Genomic DNA, 18,987 nt, shown 5'->3' with positions numbered 1-18,987 from the left:
GCTATAGGCGAACCGCCGATGAACTATCGCCATTCCTTTCATGCTGGAAACAGCGCCGACGTGGTCAAGCACAGCTTGCTGATCGCGCTGATCCGCGCCTTGCAGCAAAAGCCCGGCGCGCTGACCCTGATCGACACGCACGCCGGCTGCGGGCTCTACGATCTCCAGGACGACACGGCGCAGCGGACCGGCGAGGCGGAGCACGGCGTGGTGCGCGCGTTGACCGATAAGAACCCTCTCCTCGACGATTATCGTACAGCAGTGAGAGCGGCGAACGGCGGGACCGACGGGCATCTCTATCCGGGCTCGCCGCACGTGCTGGCGCAGCTGTTGCGGCCGCAGGACGTGCTGATCGTCAACGAGAAACATCCCGAAGACATCGCCGCCCTTCGCCGGGCGATGCGCGGGACGCCCGCCGCCGTGCACGGGCGCGACGCCTACGAGCTATGGCTGGCGATGCTGCCGACCAAGACGCCGCGCGGGGTAGTGGTGGTCGACCCGCCTTACGAGAAGACCGATGAGCGCGAGCGGATCACTGCCACCCTCGCCGCCGCCCATCGCAAATGGTCGCACGGCGTCACCGTCGTCTGGTATCCGCTGAAGGATCGCGAGACGCACCAGCGATGGAAGCAGCAGCTGCGCCGCATCGGCCTGCCGAAGCTGCTGACCATCGAACATTGGCTCTACGATGCCGACCAGCCCGGCATCTACAACGGAGCTGGGCTGTTCATCGTCAACCCGCCCTATGCGTTCATGCAGGAACTGCCGCCGCTGCTGGAAGCCCTGCGCACGGCCCTGGCACCCGACGGCCATCGCGGCACGCTGACGGCAGAATGGCTGAGCTGATCAACTAGCCCTGTTGCCTTCAGCCGGCTCTTCGGCCGGAAGCTCATTGACGATATTCTGATCGATCGCGCGCGCGCGCTGCTCGAGCTCGCTTCCTGCGTCGTTATATCGCTCGTCGAAGCTCCGCCGGTCCCCGCACGCCGCGACCGCCAGCGCGCACGCCGCCACCGCCGCGACGCGCATCAATAGGTCTTCCGATAGCGCACGTTGACGTTGGTGCTGTTCGATCCTCCCGCCTGGCTGAGGATGGACAGGCTCCGGCTGAGCGTCACTTCAAGCTGGGTCGCGGTGAAGCCGCGGGCGTCGGTCACGACCTCGAGATAGATGTCGTCGCCGATATACTTGCCCGCCGCCAGCGCCGTGCCGCGCCCTTGCGTATCGTCGGGCCCGAGGATGCGCAGCCGGTCGATGCCCGCCACTTGGCGCAGCTTGCCGAGCGGATTGAGCCCGCCCCCGCCCGACCCGCGCAGCGTGTTGAGCGAAGCCGCCAGTTGCACCGCCTGGATCGCCGACAGCTGCCCGACCGAATTGCCGAACAGGATGCGCGACACGATCTCGTCCTGCGGCAGGCCGGGCGAACTGCTGAACGTAATTCGCGGGTCGAGCGCCGAGCCCACGACATTCACCGTTACGTCGACATCCTCGATCGTCTCAGTCGCGCTCATCGTCACCGTCGCGTCCGACGCGCTGCCGCCAATGAAGCGCACGGTGCCTTCCTGAAGCTCGAACGAGCGGCCGGCGAAGCCCAAGGTGCCGCGCACGAGATTGATGTCACCGGTGATCCGCGGTGCCTGGCTGGTGCCTGTCACCCGCATGTCGGCGCGCCATTCGCTTTCGAGACCCATGCCCGACACGAACAGCTGCCCCGGCGCGACGATGTTGAGGTCGAGGCGGACGTCGCCGAAGCTGGCGGCGGCCGATTGCGGCGCGGCATCGCCGGTGACCCGCGGGCGGCCCCTCGGCGGCTTGAACCGGACGCCGGTCAACTCGGGCACCTGGGCCGATCCCTGCCGTACGATCTGATAGCGCGTCGCGGGCAGTCGTACCGTGCCGCTCAGCACCGGCGACTGGTTGGCGGCCTTGATCAGCCGGACATTGCCGGTCGCCGTCACCCGCAGCGCATCGCTGTCGGCCAGCCGCGCATTGTCGAGCGACAGGTCGAAATTGGCCGGATAGCCGCTCGCGGCGGCAAGGCTGACATAGCCCTTTCCGGCCACCGTGCCGCCACCCGCTCGGCCGGTAAGCTGGTCGATCTGCAATCGCTCGCCGGTGAAGCGGCCTTGCAGGGCCATGTCGGTAATGCGGGTGCCATAGGTGGCGTTGGCGTAGGTCAGATTGCGCCCGCGTACCACGCCGGCGAGGCTCGGCTGATCGACCCGACCGCCGAAATCGGCGGCGACGCCGAGCGAGCCCGACAGGCTCTGGTCGGCAAGTCCCGCGAAGGAGAACAAGGCGTCGGCCGGGCCGATGTAGCGGATCCCGCCGGTCAGCGGCGCGCCGGCGATGCGGCTGGTCCAGCTGCCCGACCCCAGCGGCTGGATCGCGGCCTGAACCCGTCCGACCACCGTGCCGCGGGTCCGCATCACGGCGTTGAGGGTACCGGTGCCCGGCGCCAGCCTGGCGACCAGATTGACGTCGAGAGGGCGGCTGACCGACGCCGCGGTGGTGCGGGTGAAATTGCGGATCGCAAGACTCGCGTCGAGGCGCGGGAAGGCGTTGCCGCTCTGAACGAAATCGATACTTCCCGTCGCGGCACCCCCGATGCCGAGGCCGGGCGCGAAGACGTTGATCAGGCTCATGTCGACCGCATCGATCCGGCTTTGCAGACTGAGCTCGCGGCCATAGCTGCCGGCCAGCCGCATGCTGCCCCGATCGAAGGCGAGCCGGGTCGGCAGCAGTTCGTAGGTGCCGTTTCGCGGCACAATCCGCGCCGGGCTCTCGGTGCGGACGTCGATGCCGTTGACCCGGCCCTTGAGCGACGCGCGCCACAGTTGCGGGGTCAGTTCGCTGTTGAAGGCCATGCGGAAGGGCACGCCCGACGTTCCCTCGGCGACACCGCGGGCAAAGCCCTGCCCACCACGATAATTGATGATCGTGCGCAGCGCCGCGATGTTGGTCGACCCGAAGCGCGCGTCGGCGATCTGCGCGTCGGCGACGATCTCGGGCTGGTCGTAAAGGATGACGCGCGCATCGACGATCGCCGCGCCGACCGCGATGCCCGCCGGCTCGGGCAGCAGCGCATTGCGCGCGCGGAGGTTAATGATCGCCTGCTGATACCGCCCGGCCGCCGCCAACCGCACGACCCCGCCGATCCCCTGGCCTTGCGCATTGAGCTGCCCGGCGAATGGCCCCGCCGGTGTCTGCCTGACCCGGCCTTGCACATTGATCCCTGCCAGCGTCGCGCGGCGGATGTCGATCGTCAGCGGCCCGGCCGCGGTTTGGACCGATACGTCGGCGGTAAAATCGCCGTAATCGCTCCGCCCGCGCGCAAGGATGGCGTAGGCGTTGCCGGTGCTGCGGATGTCGGCGGTGAGGCCGGCGATGCCGATCCCGAAGCCGGGATTGGCCGCAGTGACGATCGCACGCGGGTTGCTGACGGTGCCGGCCACTTGGACGCCAACCGGCCCATATTGCTGCGACACGCCCTGAGCGCGCAGCTCGATCCGGCCGTCGGGCGAATAACTCCCCCGCCCGTCGGTCACGCGCAACAGCGGCGCATTCAGCCGTAGCCGCGAGAAACGGATAAAACCGTCGGTGCCGTAAGCGACATCGCTCGATGTCACGACATTGCCGCCGAGGAAGCTACGCACGCCGTCATTGAACAGCCGCGTTGATTGCGCGCGAACCCGCCCGACCAGCGCGAAGCCGCCGCTCGGTACCGTCTTCACATCGGCGTTGGTGACGATGTTGAAGATGCCGACGCTGTCGATCCGGTAATCGTTGACCCGGCCGTCGATCGCGCCGGTATAGAGGCCCTTGGCGACGTCGGCGAGGACGATGGCCTTGGCGTCGATCCGGTTCGAACGGATGCGCAGATTGTCCGACACGATCCGCGGCCAGTCGACCGCCAGATCGCCATCGAGCCGGACGTTGGTGATCGCGCCCCCGGCCGCGACGTCGAGCCCGGTGATCGCCCGCGCGGTGGCGGCGATGGGGACGATCATCTGGTTCTTGTCGAACCGCGCCTGCCCTTGCGCATCGAAGGCCTGCAGGCCCATGTCGTTGAAGGCCAGCGTCGCCGCATTGATGCGGTAATCGACCGTGGGCCGCCTGAGCGCCCCGTTCAGCGTCAGCGCGGCGCGAAGGTCGCGCCCGGCAAAGTTGGGCGCCAGCACCTGCGGCTTCAGCAGGCCGAAATTGAGCTTCATCTCCTCGAACCGGTCGCGGCCGAGGTCGGCGACGCCGTTGGCGACGAGCGTAAAGGCATCGCTCGAGAAGCGGCCGTTCAAGTCCGCACGGCGATTGGCCCAGGTCGATTGCACCGCGACATTGGTGATCGGCCCCAGCAGCGCCGCCGTCGGCCCCTCGACCAGCCGCGCCACCCGCGTCGGCCCGCGCACCCCGAACGTCCCGTCGCGCGCGCTCAGCACCAGCCGAGCGAAGGGCTGATTGTCCATGTCGGCGAGCAACCGCCCGTCCCACTTCTTCCAGTCGCCGCTGCCCTGCACTCGCGCGCGGACCGGCGCAGTCAGCCCGGACATCGTCGCCAGCACCCCGCCCGCCGGCGCGCTGACAAAGGCGTCGAGCGTCAGCTTGTTGTCGTCGGGCACGGCATCGAGGTTGAGCGCCAGCCGGTCGCCACCGGCGCGGCCCTCGCCGCCGATCACCGCCGCCTGCAGCGTGACCTGCGCGCGGCGGTCGGCAATTCGGACCCGGCCGTCGATCGACCCGACCCGCTCTTCACCGGTCACCGACGGGCCGATGATCAAGCGGTCGACTTTCAGCCGCCCAATGTCGATGTCGAGGTCGGGCAGCAGCGGCCCGTCGCTCGGCGGAGAAGCCTTGAACTCGGGCAGGCGCGCCAGCGTGGCGGTCGGCGCGATCAGGCTGCGAATATCGACCCGGTTGTTGAGATAATCGAGCGGCCGCCAGTCGAGCCGCACCAGCGGTGCCTGAAAGAACACACCTTTCGGATCGGACAGCGTGAAGTCGTGAATGGTCGACGCGCCGGTCAGCGAACCGTCGATCCGCCCCACCCCGATCTTCATCCCGTTGGCGAATTCGAGCGCCTCGATCCGGTCAGCAGCGAAGCGGCGCCCGGGGTCGGTGTTGATAAAGGCGAACAGCGCCAGCACCAGCAGGGCCAGCGCAACGACGATGCCCAGCAGCACCTTGGCGATGGTCAGCGGCCAGTTGCGGTGGCGGCGGATGACGACCGTCTCTTCGGTCAGCCCGTCGGCGGTGGCGGCGGTCTCGCTCATCAGAAGGCCTGGCCGATCGAGATGTAGACGTTGAACCGGCTCTCGCCCGCACGCCGGCCAAGCGGCGTCGCGACATCGACCCGCAGCGGCCCGAAGCTGGTATAGTAGCGCGCGCCGATCCCGACGCCGGTGCGCAGGTCCTTGAAGGTCGGCACCCGGTCTTCATAGACCTGGCCCATGTCGACAAAGCCGACCACGCCGAAGTCGCCGAAGCGATAGCGTACTTCGCCCGCCGCCTCGACCAGACTCAGCCCGCCAAGCGGCCGCCCGTCCGGGTCCTTGGGTCCGAGCTGCTGATACGCAAAGCCGCGCACCGACCCGCCGCCGCCAGCGTAAGTTCGCCGCGACGGTGCCAGCTGGAAGCGATCGATCCCGAGCGTGGTGCCCGCCCGGGCGCGGCCCGCGATCACGATGCTGTCTCCGACCGGATGATAGGCGCTACCGTCGAGCTGGCTGCGCACATACGGACGGAAGCCATCGCTCAGCGCGCCTTCGGGCTGCACCAGGATCTGCGCCCGGAACCCCTTGGTCGGGTCGAGCAGGCTGTCGGTCTTGTCGAAGCCGACCTGCCCGGTCAGCGCGCCGATCAGGAACTTGCGGTCGTCGCGGCGGCCCAGCGCGAAATTATAATCCTTTTCGATCGTACCGAGAATTTCGGCGCCGATCCCCCAGGTAAAGGTCTTCCGCCAGATCGGCGTGCTGTCGTAGCTCAACCGCCCGAAAATCCGCCCGGTCAGCGCTTCGAACGCGTCATAGTCGCTCCGCCGCGCCTCGATCCCCGCCTGCAAGGTACGGTCGCGCTTGCCCGCGTTGGACCGGCGGAAGATCGCGCTCGCGCCGAGCTCCTGCGTGCCCGCCACCGCGCTGGCTATCAACGCGCCCTCGGGCGGGAACAGGTTGCGGTGGGTCCAACTGCCCTCGACCCGGAACCCCTGCCCCGTGCCATAACCCGCGCTCGCCGCCAGCGTGCGCGGCGGGCCGGCATCCTGCGTCACCAGCATGGTCACCGTCTCGGTCCCGTCGGGATTGCGCTGCCCGCTGCGCTCGGGCTCGACCGCGACGGTGGTGAACAGTCCGGTGGCGACCAATGCCTCGCGCAGGTCGTCGACATCGCGGCTGTCGTAAAGCTCACCGGCCTTGAACCGCGACAAGGTCTTCACATGGCTCGCCCCGAACGCCAAGTCGCCCGTCGTCCGGAACCCGCCGAATCGCGCCCGCGGGCCAAGCGTGATCGGCAGCGTGTAATCGCCAAGATGGGTGTCGGGATCGAGCAGCACGTCTCGCTGCCCGACGGTGGCGAAGGGATAGCCTTCCTGCGGAAGGACAATGGCGAGATTGGCCTCGGCACCCTGGATGCGCTGCGCGACGATCGGCTCGCCGACCTTGAGCGCAAGATTGCTGGTGATGAGGTCCGGCGGGGTCGGCGAATCGGCCTCAACCGCGATGGTGCCGATGGTGTAGCGCGTGCCGGGCGACACCTGCAGCACGGCGGTGACCTGCCCGCCGGTTTCGCTCGGCGCCCGCTCGATACTGGTCTGCACCGCGCCGTCGTACCAGCCTTCGGCCTGAAGGATCCGCTGAAGCAGCTTGCTGTCCTCTGTCAACCGCGCCGACAGCATCGCCTCGTTCGCCGCCTTGCCGTCGCCTTCGTCGAGTGCCGACAGTCTGTCGAACTCGCCCTGCATGTCGACGTCGGTCAGCGCATCGGCCTCGGCGAGACCGTCGATCCGCACCGCATAGCGAAGCTCGGGCGCCGCCTCGGTCGGCTCGGGCTGCGCGAGCTCGACTTCGCGGACGTCGAACTGGCTCAAGGGCGGCAGCGGCTGGGACAGCTCGGGATCGGCGGTCGGCGCGACACCCAGCCCGGCCGCTTCCTGCGCCCGAAGCCGCGCCTCGAACTCGGCGACACTTTCCAGCGGACCGCTGAGCGCCGGGTCGTCGGCCCCGAGCGGCGGGACTTCCTTGGCCAGTTCTTCCTGGCAAATGATCGGATCGACCTCGGGCAGGTTCGCGCCCGCTGGCGGAGCCGGTGCGACGGTGGGCGGCTCGGGCGCGCAGACCGGGCGCGTCGGCTCCGGGCGCTTCACCTGCGCGGCGACCGGCGAAGCGAAGAGAAACAAAGTGGCGCTGCCGGCCAGCAGGGCCGTTCGGTAGGAAATCAGAAAATAACGTCGCAAAAGAAGGCGTTCCCGGTTGCTCCACGTTGCCAATGCGCCAGAGGAACGATCGTGTCACCCCCTGCCGGGCTAGCGCCCGATTGAACGGCAGTGTCGCCGATCGGCCACATGGCGCACCGCTGGTGCCAGCCCGCCCGCCTGCTCTCGACGGCTAGCGGACCGGTCGTTTCTCGAGCTTCCGGGCGAGTGTGCGGCGGTGCATGCCGAGCCGGCGCGCCGTTTCCGAGATATTGAAGCCGGTGGCGATCAAAGTCTCGTTGATCTTTTCCCATTCCAACGTCCGAAGCGACGTCGCGCGACCATCGACAGGCACGGCGGAATTGCCGGCCGACCGGCCAAAAGCCGCCTCGATGTCGTCGGTGTTACTGGGCTTGGGCAGATAGTGGGCAGCACCCAATTTGATCGCTTCGACCGCGGTGGCGATGCTGGCGAACCCGGTCAGGACGACGATCCGCGTGGAGGGATCGGCCTCGGCGATCGCGGCGACGCAGGGCAGGCCCGAATGCGTGCCAAGCTTGAGATCGACGACTGCGTAGTCGAACTCTTCTTCGGCCAGCAACGCGCCAAGCTCGACCGGACCGATCGCAGTGCGCACCGCATAACCGCGCCGCTCGAACGAGCGGGCCAGCGTGCGGGCGAAATCTTCGTCGTCCTCGACGATAACCAGCCGTCCGGGCGTGCCGCTCATGGCTTTGGCTCCGAGCCGACCAGCGGGAGCGCGAGCCGAACCGACGCGCCGCCTTCGGCCCGATTGGCGGCGCTCAGCGACCCCCCCAGCCGCCGGGCGACGCTGGCGGCGAGGAACAGCCCGAGGCCGTGGCCGGCACCCTTGACCGAGCGCGAGGCCTGCCCGAGCGCGGCCAGCTGCTGCGGCGCGAAGCCGGGGCCGTCGTCGACGATATCGACCAGCAATTGCTCGCTTTCGACCGAGGCGTGCATCGCGATCCCGCCGGGCGACACTTCACCGGCATTCTCGAGCAGGCTCCACAGCGCCTGGCGCAAGGCCGGCTCGCCTGGGATCCGCGCGCCTCGCACCGTCTCGAACTGGGCATCGAGCGGCACATGCTCATGCAGCGCCTGCCAGTCGGCGACGAGGTCCGCCAGCACGCTCTCGGCGGCAAGGCTGGCCATCGCTTCGCCGCGCGGCAGGCCGGAGGTGTCGAGGATGTCGCTGACGATCTCACGGCAGCGCTCGACCGCACGGCTGGCGTCGGTCAGCTCCTCGCGAAACCGCTCGTCACGGGTAAGCTCGGGGTCGCGCTGCCAGTCGCCGACGAGGACCGACAGCGAGGATAATGGCGTGCCCAATTCATGCGCGGCGCCGCTCGCGAACAGGCCCATGCGGACGATCGAATCCTCTTCCGCCGCCCGCTGGCGAAGCTCCGCCACATAATCGTCGCGGGCGCGCAGGTTGCGGCTGATGCGGGTCATGAACAGCACCAGCAGCACCGCCACCATCACGAACGCAATCTCCTGCCCGATCAGCGCCAGATCGATCTCGTCGGCAAGCTGCGGCGGAAAGTTGAGCGGCAAGTGATAGGTCGCCAGGAAAAAGAAAGCGGCGATCGAGGCCGCGACCAGCAGCCAGGCGCGGCTTGCGGGCAGCAGAATGGCGCCGAGCACGATCTGCAGCAGGTAGAGCGAGATGAAAGGATTGCGGGTGCCGCCGCTGAGATAGAGTTGGGCGGTCAGCGCGGCCATGTCGAGCAACAGCGCCAGCAGCAGCTCTCCCGGCACCACCCATGCTTCGCGCAGAGTCACCGTGAACAGAAGGTTTCCCAGCGCCAGCAGCCCGGCAATGCTCAGCATGGCCTCGATCGGCAGGACGACGCCGAGGAGGTGATGCGCGACCAGGATCGCCAGCACCTGCCCCGCGACCGCGATCCAGCGGAGCTGGACCAGCAGTCGCATGTTCTCGACCACCGCATCACGGGGGCTTCGACCGGGAAGCCGCACCGGACTTCGCGACAGGGCGAGCAGGGGCACGTCCATCACCCTCGCTTGTGCTTGCTTTTCCAGGTCAGCACCAGCCCGAACAGACTGAGCGCCGACAGCGCGAACCAGGTCAGTGCGTAGACGAGGTGGGAATTGCGAAAACGCACCACCGTCAGTCCGCCGATCGGCAGCCCACCGGGGTTGGGGGACGCGTCGGCGTCGAGGAAGAAAGGCTCGACGCGACCGAAGCCACGGGCTCGGGCGATGGCGGCGACATCGCGCGAATACCACAGGTCGGCCCCCGGCCGGTTGGCGCGAAGGAAGCGGCCGCCGGGCTCGGTCAGGCGAATGAGGCCGGTGACCGTCACCTCGCCCGCGATTTGCCCCACCGCGCGGGTCGCGGGCTTCGCCCGGTCACTCGGGACGAAGCCGCGATTGACGAGCAGGGTCCGCTCGGCGGTCCTGAGCGGCGTCAGCACCCAATAGCCCTTACCGCGCTCGGTCAGCGCATCGACCAGCGTTTCCTTGCCGTGATCGAAGCGTCCGGTCACTCGAACCTTCAGATATTCGGCATCCGTGCCGACGAACGTCTCGCCCCGGGCGAGCGGCACCGGTTCGGCGGCGAGGCGAGCATCGACCCGCGCGATGAGATCGGTCTTCCACCGCAGCCGCTCGACCTGCCAGACGCCGAGCCCGGCGAAGAGCAGCGCGAACACCCCGCACAGGGCAAGCAGGAACCACCGCTTGCCCCGGTGCGCGCTCACGGCGTGGTGCTGACCTCGCCGGTCATCATCCCGGGCATCATGTTGGTGTTGAGGTGATACATGATCCACATCGACCCCGCGATGGTGATCACCAGCAGCACGGTGGTGAAGGCATAGGCGAGCAGGGTCCAGCCGCCCTCCCCGCTGGTGGTGACGTGAAGGAAGCAGACGGTGTGAACGAGGATCTGCGCCACCGCGAACAGAATGATCAGGATCGCGACCAGGCCCGGATTGCCGACGGGCTTGGCCATCACCAGCCAAAAGGGAATAAAGGTCAGGATCCCCGACAAAGCGAAGCCGACGAGATAGCTCTTCTTCGAGCCATGGCCGTGCTCGCTGCCGTGGGCCTCGTCATGGTCGGTTGCAGCGCTCATCGCACCATTCCCATCAGATAGACAAAGGAGAAGACGCCGATCCAAATGACGTCGAGGAAGTGCCAGAACATGCTAAGGCAGGTCAGGCGGCGCCGATTGATCGTGTTCAGGCCATGCTTGCCGACCTGGACCAGCATGATGCCGATCCAGATGATCCCCAACGTGACGTGCAGCCCGTGGGTGCCGACGAGGGTGAAGAAGGCGCTGAGGAAGCCCGACCGCTGCGGAGTCGCGCCTTCGCCGATCAGAACGCCGAATTCGTACAGCTCGATCGACACGAAGCTTATACCGAGCAGCGCGGTCAGCGCCAGCCAGCCCTGCGTGGCTTTTTGTCGCCCCTTGTCCATCGCCAGCATGGCAAAGCCGTAGGTGATGGAGGAGACGAGCAGGATCGCGGTGTTGAGCGCGACCAGCTCCAGCTCGAAGATGTCGCGCGGCGCGGGGCCGCCGGCGAAGCTGGTCGAAAGGACGCCGTAGGTCGCGAACAACGCCGCGAACAGCAGCGCGTCGCTCATCAGGTAAATCCAGAAGCCGAGCAGGACCGGGCTGGCGTGAGCCGAGCCATGGTCGTGCGCGTCCTCCTCCACCAGGTGGAAGGTGTCGCGGTCGAAACGGGCGTTGGGTGCGGTGGTGGCCATGGATTCTCAGGCTCCCGCCGGGGCCGCGGCGCCGGGCTTGCGGACCGGCAGCAGCGCGGGCTCGGGCGCGTAGTTGATGTCGAGGAAGCCGATCTTCTCGCGCTCCACCCGGGCGACTTCGTCCACCGGAATGTGATAATCCCGGTTGTAGTCGAAGCTGTGCCAGATCGTCACCGCGACCAGGGCGACGAAGGCGAGGATCGCCAGCCACCAGATGTACCAGATCATCCCGAAGCCGAGCGCTGCGGCGAGGCCGGCCTGGATGATCGCGGTGCCGGTGTTGCGCGGCATGTGGACCGGCCGGTAGCCGTCGCGCGGATGGTCGTAGCCGCGGCACTTCATGTCGTACCAGGCGTCGAGATCGTGGACGACCGGCGTGAACGCGAAGTTGTAGCTTGGCGGCGGCGAGGTGGTCGACCATTCGAGCGTACGGCCATCCCAGGGATCGTTGCCGACCTTGAGCTGGGCGCGCTTGCGATAGCTAACCACCAGCCCGATCAGCAGGCCGAGAATGCCGACCAGAATGATCGCGGCGCCGATCGCGGCGACGATGAAATAAGGCTGCAGCGTCGGATCGTCGAACAGGCGCACCCGCCGCGTCGTCCCCATCAGGCCGACGATGTAGATCGGCGTCCAGGCGACCCAGTAGCCGATGACCCAGCCCCAGAAGTGGACCTTGCCCCAGAACTTGTCGATCGTGAACCCGAACGCCTTGGGGAACCAGTATTCGATCCCGGCGAACAGGCCGAAGATCACCCCGCCGATGATCACGTTATGGAAGTGCGCGACCAGGAACAGGCTGTTGTGGAGCACGAAGTCGGCCGGCGGCACCGCCAGCAGCACGCCCGTCATGCCGCCGACCGTGAAGGTCAGCATGAAGGCGACCACCCACATCATCGGCAACTCGAAGCGGATCTCGCCTCGGTACATCGTGAACAGCCAATTGAAGATCTTGGCGCCCGTGGGAATGGCGATCACCATCGTCGCGATGCCGAAGAAGCTGTTGACGCTGGCCCCCGACCCCATGGTGAAGAAGTGGTGCAGCCAGACGAGGTAGCTGAGGATCGTGATGACCACCGTCGCGTAGACCATCGACGAATAGCCGAACAGCCGCTTGCCGGTGAAGGTCGAGGTGATCTCGGAATAGATGCCGAACACCGGCAGGATCAGGACATAGACCTCGGGATGACCCCACAGCCAGACGAGATTCCAGTACATCATCGGGTTTCCACCAAGGTCGTTGGTGAAGAAGTTGGTCCCGATGTACCGATCCAGCATCAGCATCGCGAAGGCGCCGGTTAGGACCGGGAAGATGGCGATCGCCAGCACCTGGCTGCAGAAGGCGGTCCAGGTGAACACCGGCATTTTCATCATGGTCATGCCGGGCGCGCGCATCTTGATGACGGTGGTCACCATATTGAGCGCGGACAGGGTCGTGCCGATGCCCGCTATCTGTAGCGCCCACAGGTAGTAATCAGGCCCGACCCCCGGCGAATTTTCGAGATTGGCGACCGGCACGTAATTGAGCCAGCCCGCGGTCGAGAATTCGCCGATAAACAGCGACACCATGACCAGCCCCGCGCCCGCGGCGGTCAGCCAGAAGCTCAGCGAATTCAGATACGGAAAGGCGACGTCGCGCGCGCCGATCTGCAGCGGCATGACGAAGTTGATGACGCCCGACACCAGCGGGATCGCCACGAAGAAGATCATGATCGTCCCGTGGGCGGTGAAGACCTGATCGTAGTGGTGGGCGTTCAAGTACCCTTCGCTCCCGCCGAACGCCATCGCCTGCTGCAGCCGCATCATGATCGCATCGGCAAAGCCACGCAGCAGCATGACGATGCCGAGGATGAAATACATGATGCCGATTTTCTTGTGGTCGACGGTGGTGAACCACTCGCGCCACAGATAGCCCCACAGCTTGAACTTGGTGATGGCGCCCAGCACCGCGATCCCGCCCAGCGCCACCACCGCGAAGGTGACGAGCAGGATGGGCTCGTGGATGGGAAAGCTTTCCCAACCCAGCCGGCCGAAGATGGTCTTTGCGTCGATCACAGGGGCTACTTTCGATCAGCTCATGTTGCGATTGGCAGCGTCGCCGGGATTGGTGGCGCCGGGGGCCTTGCGCGTGTCGGTGGGCTTGGTGAGGTGCGAGCCGGTGCCCTTCTCCTCATTCGATTTGAAGATGGCGCCTTCGGGCTTCTGGCCGTGCGGAGGCACGGAGCCGCCACGCGGGGTCATGCCTTCATGCCCGCCGCCGCCATGGCCCATGTCCTTGCGCATGGTATCGCCCATGCACGGCTTGCCGGGCTCGACGCAGCGTTCGACGATCCGGCGGTAAAGGTCGGGGTCTCCGACCGCGAACAGCATCGAGGGCACCTTCTCGCTCGGCTTGACCAGCTGCATGTACGTGGCGGTGTCGAGCACCCGGCCGCTGGCCTTCGCCTGCGCGACCCAGCCGGCAAACTGCTGCTCGGGCACGCCGCGGATGCGGAAGCGCATGTGGGAGAAGCCCGCGCCGCTGTAATTGCCCGAATAGCCCGTGCTATCGACCGGCCGGTCGAGCACCGCGTGAAGCGTGCTCTGCATCCCCGGCATGGTGTAGATCATGCCCGCCATGGTCGGCGCGTAGAAGGTGTTCATCATGTTCGACGAGGTGAGGTCGAAGCGCACCTCGCGGTCCACGGGCAGCACCAGATCGTTGACGGTGGCGATGCCGAGGTCGGGATAGATGAACAGCCACTTCCAATCGAGGCTGACAACCTGCACGCGCAACGCCTGGCTGTTCTCGGCGCGGGCTTCGAGCGCGGTCGCCTTGCGGTCGAGCGGACGGAAGGGATCGAGCAGGTGCGTGCTCGCCCAGGTCAGCGCGCCCAGTGCGATGATGATCAGCAGCGGCGCGGACCAGATCGCCAGCTCGAGCGTGGTCGAATGGTCGAAATTGGGGTCGTAAGTGCCGCCCTTCCCCTTGCGATAGCGCCACGCGAAGACGACGATCAGCACCATCACCGGCACGATGATCAGCAGCATCAGCCCGGTCGAGATGATGATGAGGTCGCGCTGCTGGCGCGCGATGTCCCCGGCCGGGTTGAACACGGCATGGTTGCAGCCCGCCAGCAGCAGGGCGGCAAGGGCCACGGTCAGCGTTCGCACTGCCGGGATGGGGGAGATCGACCTCATGATGCTGCGTCCTAGGCCTGTCCCGGCGCGCGCGACATTGGACAAAATGTCCAATCCCTTCCTGTCGCGAGCTCGGGCAAAGAGGTATGCATATTGGATATTCGCGCGCCCCGTGCCCGCGATGCGAAGCGAGAGATGACGCCCAACATGAGCACCACCGCCGCCGACACTGGCAATTCCGAGGCGCTCGAGCGTGACGCACGGGTGGTGCATTCAACCCATCACGACGTCCGCCCCGGCGAAATCGCGATCGGGGTGATCATCGGGCGGACGACCGAATTCTTCGATTTCTTCGTGTTTGCGATCGCCTCGGTGCTGGTGTTCCCGGCGTTCGTGTTTCCCTATCTCGACCCGGTCGAGGGTACGCTCGCCAGCTTCGCGCTGTTCAGCCTGGCATTTTTCGGGCGTCCGCTCGGGACCTTCCTGTTCACCTACATCGACCAGAATCACGGCCGCGGGGTGAAGCTTACCATTGCGCTGTTCCTGCTTGGCGGGTCGACCATGGCGATCGCGCTGCTACCCAGCCACGCGCAGGTCGGCGCAGCGAGCGCCTGGCTGCTCGGCCTGTTCCGGCTGTTGCAAGGCGTCGCGCTGGGCGGCGCGTGGGACGGCCTTCCCTCGCTGCTCGCCCTCACCGCCTCCAAGGAAAAGCGCGGCTGGTATTCGATGATCCCGCAGATCGGTGCGCCGCTCGGGCTTGCGCTGGCCTGTGCCCTGTTCGCCTATTTCCTGGCCCTGCTCGAAACGGCGGACTTCCTACGCTGGGGCTGGCGCTACCCCTTCTTCGTCGCGCTGGCATTGAACGTCGTCGCGCTGTTCGCGCGGCTGCGGATCGTCGCCACGCCCGAATTCAAGCGTCTGTTCGACAATCGCGAGCTTCAGCCCTCGCCCCCATTCGAGACCCTGTTCGCCGAATGGCGGGTGATCCTGCTCGGTGCCTTTGCCCCGCTCGCGAGCTTCGCGCTGTTCCACCTCGTTGCGGTGTTTCCGCTGTCCTACAATCAGCTCTTCACCACCGAGAGCCCGGTGCGCTTCCTCATTTTCGAAGGCATCGGCGCGCTGGTCTGCGTCGTGGCGATCCTTCTGTCGGGCGTGCTTGCCGACAAGGTCGGGCGGCGCGCGGTGCTGGGTGTGTCGGCGGCGCTGATCGGGACCTTCTGCTTCGCACCGATCATGCTGAGCTTCGGCCAGTTCGGCGAGGCGCTCTACCTCCTGCTCGGCTTCGTGCTACTGGGTCTCAGCTTCGGCCAGGCCGCGGGCGCGGTGAATTCGAGCTTCCAGCAGAAGTATCGCTATACGGGCGCGGCCATCGTCTCCAACTCGGCCTGGTTCATCGGTGCCGGTTTCGCGCCCTTCGTGGCGCTTTGGCTGACCGCCAATCTGGGTCTCTGGTCGGTCGGCCTTTACCTGCTCTCGGGCGTCATCTGCACGCTGGGTGCGCTGGCCATCAATCGGGAATGGGGACAGCGCGACCAGGGCACGAGCGACGAACCGGTCATCGCCGACTAGGCATCGGCAAGCTCGGCCAGCACGTCTTCCAGCGCCGCCAGCCGCTCGGTCGGTTGCTCGCTGTCCGGCCGGAACAGCCAGCGACCCTCCTTGTCCTCCAGCCCGGCCGGTGCCTTGCTGGACGCGTCGACCGGGGTGATGGCAATGGCGGCCGGTCCGGCGTCGATCCGCCGCACGCCGGCATCCTGCGCCAGCATCCGCACCTGCGCCGCGCCGAGCAGCGCCTCGGCCTCTTCCGGCAGCTCGCCGAACCGGTCCGCCAGCTCGGCACGCAGCGCGTCGAGCCCGGCACTATCCTCGACCCGCGCGAGGCGGAGATAGAGCGACAGGCGTACTTCCTCTTCCGGAATCCATTCGTTGGGCAGGCGTCCGGCCAGCCCCAGGCGAAGCTCGGGCTCGGGCACATCCGTGTCTTCGCCGCGGGCGTGGCGCAGCGCCTTGCCGAGAAGATCCTGATACAGGTCGATGCCGATGAGCTTGAGGTGGCCCGACTGCTCTTCACCCAGAAGATCGCCGGCGCCGCGCAGATCGAGATCGCGGGCACTGATCGCAAACCCGGCCCCGAGCCGGTCGAACGCCGCCAGCGTATTCAGCCGGTCGAGCGTGCGCTTGGGAATGTCGGCCTTGCCGGTCATCAGCAGGATATGCCCGCGCCGCGCGCCGCGCCCGACCCGGCCGCGCAACTGGTGCAGCTGAGCGAGACCGAAATGCTCGGCCCGCATTACGACCATCGTATTCGCCCGCGGCACGTCGAGCCCGGCCTCGATGATGTTGGTCGCCAGCAGCACGTCGCCGTCACCGGCCGCGAAATTGACCATCGCCTCATCGATCTCGGCGGCCGGCATCTTGCCATGCGCCCGCACCAGCGACAGCTCGGGAACCAGCCGATCGAGCATCGTGCCGAGCCCCTCCATGTCCTCGATCCGCGGCACCACCACGAAGCTTTGCCCACCGCGCGTCCGTTCGCGCATCAGCGCGGTGCGCAGCTTGGCTTCGTCCATGCCGCCGACCTCGGTACGGATCGGCTGCCGCCGGGCAGGCGCCGTCGCGAGGATGCTTACCGGTTGCAGCCCGACCAGCGCCGACTGGAGCGTGCGCGGAATTGGCGTGGCGGTCAGGCTCAGCGCGTGCGGCGCGCCCAGACCGCGCAGCTTGTCCTTGTCCTTGGCGCCGAAGCGCTGTTCCTCGTCGATGATGACCAGGCCCAAGTCCTTGTAGGCGGTTCCCTTGCCGGCAACCGCGCCCGTGCCGACCACGATTCCGATGCTGCCGTCCTTGATCCCGGCAAGCACCCGCTTCTTCTCGGCCGCGGTGACCAGCCGCGACAACATCGCGACCTCGACTCCGAGATCGGCAAAGCGGCTTCGGAACGTCTCCAAATGCTGCCGCGCCAGCACCGTCGTCGGCGCGGCCAGGACGACCTGCTTGCCCGCGAACACCGCCATGGCGGCAGCGCGCAGGGCGACCTCGGTCTTGCCGAAGCCGACGTCGCCGACCACCAGCCGGTCCATCGGCTTACCCGAAGCAAGATCGCCGCGGATGGCCGCGACCGCTTTCAATTGGTCGGCAGTTTCGGTGAAGGGAAAGCCCGCGACCAGCTGTTCGAAGCGGGCGGCCTCGGGCTCGATCGGCGGCGCTTCGGCCTTGGCCCGCTCGGCCGCGAGTGCGACCAGGTCGCGCGCCGTTTCGGCCACCGCGGCCAGCACCTCGCCGCGGCGCTTTTCCCAGGACGAACCGTCGAGCTTGTCGAGGGTGACGCTCTCCTCGTCGGAGCCGTAGCGCCACAACTTGCCAGCATCGGCCACCGGCACCAGCCGCCGCGCGTCCCCGGCAAAGCGCAGGACGATGGCGTCGCCGCCGTCGTCGGGCAGTTCGGTCAGCCCGGTAACGCTGGCAAGGCCGTGGTCTTCGTGAATAACGATGTCGCCAGGCCTGATCTCCGGCGCCGCAAACAGCTCGCTCGCCGCCGCCGACAGACTTTGGTCATGCGCGGCGCGCGAACCAATGAGGTCGCCGGCGGCGATCGCCACGACAGAGCCCCGGGTAAAGCCGCGCGGCACCGCCATCGGAAGGGTCAGCGCGGTACCCGGAGGCGCCGCCAGAACGTCGTCCCAGCTCTCGGCTGCGACGACCTCCGTCTTGAGCCCACGAGCGATGCGCGGTCCGAGGAAGCGGACATCGCGTGGGCTGCCAAGCAGAGCGAGAATTTTGCCCTCGGCCAGCGCGGCCTTGGCGAAACGGGTAAAGCCACGTTCCGGCGTACGCTGCTCGACAAAGCGCGGCGGTGCATCGCCAAGCCCTTCGCCGAGATCGAGTTGCTCGAGCCCGGCCGTCGCCTTCTGCCAGCGCTTGTCGTCGCAGATCTCGGCGGTGGCGCGGGCAGGCCTGCGCTTGCCGGTATCGGCGGCGAGCGCGAGGAACAATGTGCGGCGCTTGTCGGCGCCAGGATCGAGGGCAATCACTGCGCCGGGCAGGTGATCGATCATCGTCACCCCGTCGCCGACCCGCGGTTCGGCGACGGTGCCGATTTCCAGCGTGTCGAGGTCGTCGGTCGTAAGCTGCGTCAGCGGGTCGAAGCTGCGGATGGCGGTGATCGCGCCGTCGGCGACCTCGATCCTGACCGGAAGCGGGCGATCGCCGGGAAACAGGTCGGCCACGTTACCGCGCACGGCAACCTCTCCGGGTTCGTCAATCCGGTCGTCGTCGTGGTAGCCAAGCTTGTGCGCCTGCTCGGCGAGCTGCTCGAAATCGAGCTTGTCGCCGACGCTCAGCACCGGGGGCTTGCCGATATAAGCTTCCGGACGCGCGATCAGGCGTCCGGCGGCTTCCCCGCTGCTGACGAGCAGGACCGGGCGATCTTCCGCCAGCGCTTCGGCGAGATGGCGAAGCGCAGTGGTGCGCTGGCCGGCGACGCTGGGCGATGTCGGCGCATCGTCGCCGGGGAGGACGTCGGACGCGGGAAGATAGAGCACCTCGCGCATGCCCGCCCCTTGCGCGGCGGCGCGGGCGATTGCCGCGGCGCGGACTTCGTCGCGGGCCAGGAACAGCAGCCGGGGCGCCTCCGCCGACAGCAAGGCTGCCACGACTTCGCCGATTTCGAGTGTTTCAGTTGTCGCCATAATCGCGGAACGGGTCGCCCCCGC

The 18,987-nt window shown here is 67.3% G+C and carries 13 protein-coding genes; 2 read left to right on the top strand and 11 right to left on the bottom strand.

What is annotated here, in order from left to right; genetic code table 11:
• The first annotated feature begins 18 nt into the window (after positions 1 to 18).
• Positions 19 to 846 carry a 23S rRNA (adenine(2030)-N(6))-methyltransferase RlmJ gene (locus tag V6R86_RS06635; RefSeq protein ID WP_338503054.1) on the top strand — a complete coding sequence of 276 codons (828 nt, stop codon included), beginning with the start codon at positions 19 to 21 and terminating at the stop codon, positions 844 to 846.
• Here the strand turns inward: V6R86_RS06635 and V6R86_RS06630 are convergent, their stop codons facing one another.
• The 10 genes from V6R86_RS06630 to cyoA form a co-directional block, all read right to left on the bottom strand.
• A complete protein-coding gene (locus tag V6R86_RS06630; RefSeq protein WP_338503051.1) occupies positions 847 to 1,029 on the bottom strand; it encodes a hypothetical protein in 183 nt (60 codons plus the stop codon).
• Positions 1,029 to 5,267 (bottom strand): translocation/assembly module TamB domain-containing protein, encoded by a 4,239-nt coding sequence (locus V6R86_RS06625; RefSeq protein ID WP_338503048.1) that lies wholly within the window; start codon positions 5,265 to 5,267, stop codon positions 1,029 to 1,031. The genes V6R86_RS06630 and V6R86_RS06625 overlap by 1 nt, the downstream gene beginning before the upstream one ends.
• Entirely contained in the window at positions 5,267 to 7,444 is a 2,178-nt protein-coding gene (locus V6R86_RS06620; protein WP_338503046.1) for an autotransporter assembly complex protein TamA, read from the bottom strand. Before V6R86_RS06620 ends, V6R86_RS06625 begins: the two co-directional genes overlap by 1 nt.
• A 151-nt stretch (positions 7,445 to 7,595) precedes the next feature.
• On the bottom strand, positions 7,596 to 8,132 hold the full coding sequence (locus V6R86_RS06615) for a response regulator transcription factor (RefSeq protein WP_338503043.1): 537 nt from the start codon (positions 8,130 to 8,132) through the stop codon (positions 7,596 to 7,598).
• A complete protein-coding gene (locus V6R86_RS06610) occupies positions 8,129 to 9,436 on the bottom strand; it encodes an ATP-binding protein (protein WP_338503041.1) in 1,308 nt (435 codons plus the stop codon). Before V6R86_RS06610 ends, V6R86_RS06615 begins: the two co-directional genes overlap by 4 nt.
• Positions 9,436 to 10,143: an SURF1 family protein gene (locus V6R86_RS06605; protein WP_338503039.1), complete on the bottom strand. Its 708-nt coding sequence runs from the start codon at positions 10,141 to 10,143 to the stop codon at positions 9,436 to 9,438. The genes V6R86_RS06610 and V6R86_RS06605 overlap by 1 nt, the downstream gene beginning before the upstream one ends.
• Positions 10,140 to 10,517 (bottom strand): cytochrome o ubiquinol oxidase subunit IV, encoded by a 378-nt coding sequence (cyoD, locus tag V6R86_RS06600; protein WP_338503037.1) that lies wholly within the window; start codon positions 10,515 to 10,517, stop codon positions 10,140 to 10,142. The genes V6R86_RS06605 and cyoD overlap by 4 nt, the downstream gene beginning before the upstream one ends.
• Positions 10,514 to 11,155, bottom strand: a complete 642-nt coding sequence (cyoC, locus tag V6R86_RS06595; RefSeq protein ID WP_338503035.1) for a cytochrome o ubiquinol oxidase subunit III — start codon at positions 11,153 to 11,155, stop codon at positions 10,514 to 10,516. Before cyoC ends, cyoD begins: the two co-directional genes overlap by 4 nt.
• A gap of 6 nt (positions 11,156 to 11,161) precedes the next feature.
• A complete protein-coding gene (gene cyoB / locus V6R86_RS06590) occupies positions 11,162 to 13,210 on the bottom strand; it encodes a cytochrome o ubiquinol oxidase subunit I (RefSeq protein ID WP_338503034.1) in 2,049 nt (682 codons plus the stop codon).
• A 15-nt stretch (positions 13,211 to 13,225) separates the two neighbouring features.
• Positions 13,226 to 14,335 carry a ubiquinol oxidase subunit II gene (gene cyoA / locus V6R86_RS06585; protein ID WP_338503033.1) on the bottom strand — a complete coding sequence of 370 codons (1,110 nt, stop codon included), beginning with the start codon at positions 14,333 to 14,335 and terminating at the stop codon, positions 13,226 to 13,228.
• A 147-nt stretch (positions 14,336 to 14,482) separates the two neighbouring features.
• Between cyoA and V6R86_RS06580 the strand changes: the two genes are divergently transcribed.
• Positions 14,483 to 15,844: an MFS transporter gene (locus tag V6R86_RS06580; RefSeq protein ID WP_338503032.1), complete on the top strand. Its 1,362-nt coding sequence runs from the start codon at positions 14,483 to 14,485 to the stop codon at positions 15,842 to 15,844.
• Here V6R86_RS06580 and V6R86_RS06575 read toward each other — a convergent pair.
• A complete protein-coding gene (locus V6R86_RS06575; protein WP_338503030.1) occupies positions 15,841 to 18,963 on the bottom strand; it encodes a helicase-related protein in 3,123 nt (1,040 codons plus the stop codon). The two genes, V6R86_RS06580 and V6R86_RS06575, sit on opposite strands and share 4 nt — an antisense overlap.
• Positions 18,964 to 18,987 lie beyond the last annotated feature (24 nt).

The organism is Sphingomonas kaistensis (genome assembly GCF_036884275.1).
Lineage (GTDB): Bacteria > Pseudomonadota > Alphaproteobacteria > Sphingomonadales > Sphingomonadaceae > Sphingomicrobium > Sphingomicrobium kaistense_A.
The sequence above is the reverse complement of the archived record's forward strand: the minus strand, read 5'-3'. Positions and strand labels throughout refer to the sequence as shown.

Bases quoted from the DNA above. Each gene is read 5' to 3' on its own strand.
- V6R86_RS06610 (WP_338503041.1), bottom strand. From the start codon at position 9,436: ATGGACGTGCCCCTGCTCGCCCTGTCGCGAAGTCCGGTGCGGCTTCCC.
- cyoC (WP_338503035.1), bottom strand. From the start codon at position 11,155: ATGGCCACCACCGCACCCAACGCCCGTTTCGACCGCGACACCTTCCAC.
- V6R86_RS06635 (WP_338503054.1), top strand. From the start codon at position 19: ATGAACTATCGCCATTCCTTTCATGCTGGAAACAGCGCCGACGTGGTC.
- cyoD (WP_338503037.1), bottom strand. From the start codon at position 10,517: ATGAGCGCTGCAACCGACCATGACGAGGCCCACGGCAGCGAGCACGGC.
- V6R86_RS06575 (WP_338503030.1), bottom strand. From the start codon at position 18,963: ATGGCGACAACTGAAACACTCGAAATCGGCGAAGTCGTGGCAGCCTTG.
- V6R86_RS06580 (WP_338503032.1), top strand. From the start codon at position 14,483: ATGAGCACCACCGCCGCCGACACTGGCAATTCCGAGGCGCTCGAGCGT.
- V6R86_RS06625 (WP_338503048.1), bottom strand. From the start codon at position 5,267: ATGAGCGAGACCGCCGCCACCGCCGACGGGCTGACCGAAGAGACGGTC.
- V6R86_RS06630 (WP_338503051.1), bottom strand. From the start codon at position 1,029: ATGCGCGTCGCGGCGGTGGCGGCGTGCGCGCTGGCGGTCGCGGCGTGC.
- V6R86_RS06615 (WP_338503043.1), bottom strand. From the start codon at position 8,132: ATGAGCGGCACGCCCGGACGGCTGGTTATCGTCGAGGACGACGAAGAT.
- cyoA (WP_338503033.1), bottom strand. From the start codon at position 14,335: ATGAGGTCGATCTCCCCCATCCCGGCAGTGCGAACGCTGACCGTGGCC.